This is a genomic window from Alkalilacustris brevis (assembly GCF_003350345.1).
Classification (GTDB): Bacteria; Pseudomonadota; Alphaproteobacteria; order Rhodobacterales; family Rhodobacteraceae; genus Alkalilacustris; species Alkalilacustris brevis.
Genome location: NZ_QNVJ01000049.1, coordinates 1 through 2047, shown reverse-complemented (window position 1 = coordinate 2047; position 2047 = coordinate 1). Strand labels below are relative to the sequence as shown.

Genomic DNA, 2047 nt, shown 5'->3' with positions numbered 1-2047 from the left:
GGTTCTGGATCTGGAGGGGGCTATCACGAGCATGATCGGTCTTGCACAGCCTGGGGCTGGGAACCCGAGTTTAACACTTCGTCATGTTAAGCATTTGATATCCTTGAAGCGGGGCTTCAAGAAATGACACAACAAGTCAGGCTGACTGCTTCGGCAGCTCTATTTTCAGGGCCTTGAACAGGTCGAGTTGTTCCGCGTCCGGGCGGGTTATGCCATGATAGGCATTGGCGCCCACATGAACGGTGTGTTTTTGGATCCTGCTGAGGCATTTCAGCAGTTTCGATGGAGAAACCGGGCTTTCAGCAGCCTTCAGGCGCATCCGAAGGATGCGGTAGAGGACGAGGGCCAGAAAGCAGATGAGCGCATGGGCGCGGATCCGATCTGGCAGGCGATGATAGACCGGGGCAATTTCGATTTCGGATTTGAGCACGCGAAAGCCACGCTCGATGTCAGCCAGTGACCGATAGCGCGCGACCACCTCTTCCGGGGTCATGTCCGACAAGCTGGTGACCAGCATCAACTTGCCATCCAGTCGCGCGGCCTGTGCGATGGCCTCATCATCAACGGTATAGGCAAAGTTGGGGCTGCCCAGATCGGGCTTGATGAACCGCGTCATCTGCTTTTCCAGCAGCGCCTTGTGGAAGCGCTGATAGGCCCCGCGGTCGGAACTGCGCCGCCCACGGCCACTCTCTCCGGCGTCTTGCGCGTCCAGCTTCTTCGCCAGGGCCTCACCGAAGGCATCAAGCTCGGAGATGATGCTTTGCCGTGTCGCCGACTGTTCGGCCGCACGCGCGGCGTTGTGGGCGATCACAAGGCGACGCCCCTCCCAGAGGGCTTCGGTTGTGACATCTTGATCTTCAGGCGTGTCGGCGCCTTCCAGTGCAGGGCGCAGCTCTCGAAGAAGATCGGCAAACGCGGCATATCTGCGCGCGGGAACGGCCAGGATATAGTCGACGTCCACGCCTTGCTCGCGCCCCAACTCCTCCAGCATGGAGATATTGTCGAGGCTCAAGAGCCCGCGGTCTGCCACCACGACAATGCGCCTGAAGGTGAAGCGCTTTTGCAGCCGCTGCAGAATGGGAACCAGCGTTCTGGTCTCGGCCACATTGCCCTCAAATACCTCATGCGCGATGGGCAGCCCTTCGGCCGTCTGGATAACGCCGAGGGCAAACTGGCGGCCGATCCCATGGATATCCTTGCTTTGCCCATAGGCGCGCAGATCGCCCTCCAGCTGTGCTGTCCCATGGATGCGGATCGAGGTGACGTCATAGAACACGACGCTCAGGTCCTGATCGAGCAATGGCCGCAGCTGATTTGCCACTGCCTGTTCGACCTCGTCCTTGTTCTCTTCCAGCGCATCCATGACGCGCATCAGCTGCATGTGATGGACAGCTTCGGGGTCGATCCCGGGCATGCTGGTCTCATTGCGCAGCCATTCGACGACACCGAGTTTGCTGGTCGGGTCCGCCAGCCGATTGAAGACCATCGCCCGCACCAGGGCTTCCGCATCAAACCGGCGGCGCGAGGACCGCAGCGCGTGGCGTATCGAATCCGCCAATCCAATCTCGTGCCAGAGTTGGTGCAGCAACCAGACATCACCAAAAGCTTTGGCCGGATCAAACCGAGGCGGCTGGGGCAGTGTCTCCGGCAGGCCAACTGCCCGCTGGAGGCCGTAGATCAGCGCCGAAAGGTCGTTCTGCCCCAATTTGTCCAGCCTACCCAGATTGGCGACCACCCGCTGCTTCACGCGCCCGGCCTCGTCGCGGTAGCCCTCGACGATCTGCAGATAGCTGCGATTCCCGGATTTAGAGACGCGCGCATACATGACACGACTATATAAACGTATCATTCCTATATCAATAGCCACAAACGGTCGCACGTGACACAACAGAGTATCGCTGATCCTCGCCCCGCCAACCCAGTAACTCCAAGGCGTTAGGCCCGTAACTCCGCCCAAACGTCACCCTCAAGTGTTAAACTCGGGTGGGAAGGCATTGGATCACGGTTCGGTAAAGGTGGTTGCGGGGGTAGGATTTGAACCTACGAC

Annotated in this window: 1 protein-coding gene; it reads right to left on the bottom strand. The window is 59.5% G+C overall.

Going from position 1 to position 2047, the window contains the following annotated elements; genetic code table 11:
* Positions 1 to 136 precede the first annotated feature (136 nt).
* The gene (locus tag DQ229_RS07090; RefSeq protein WP_202909522.1) at positions 137 to 1825 is read right to left on the bottom strand and encodes an IS1634 family transposase; all 1689 of its coding nucleotides are present in this window, start codon (positions 1823 to 1825) and stop codon (positions 137 to 139) included.
* Positions 1826 to 2047 lie beyond the last annotated feature (222 nt).

What these genes read in the sequence shown, in the direction of transcription:
- DQ229_RS07090 (WP_202909522.1), bottom strand. Translation starts at nt 1,825, where the DNA reads ATGTATGCGCGCGTCTCTAAATCCGGGAATCGCAGCTATCTGCAGATC.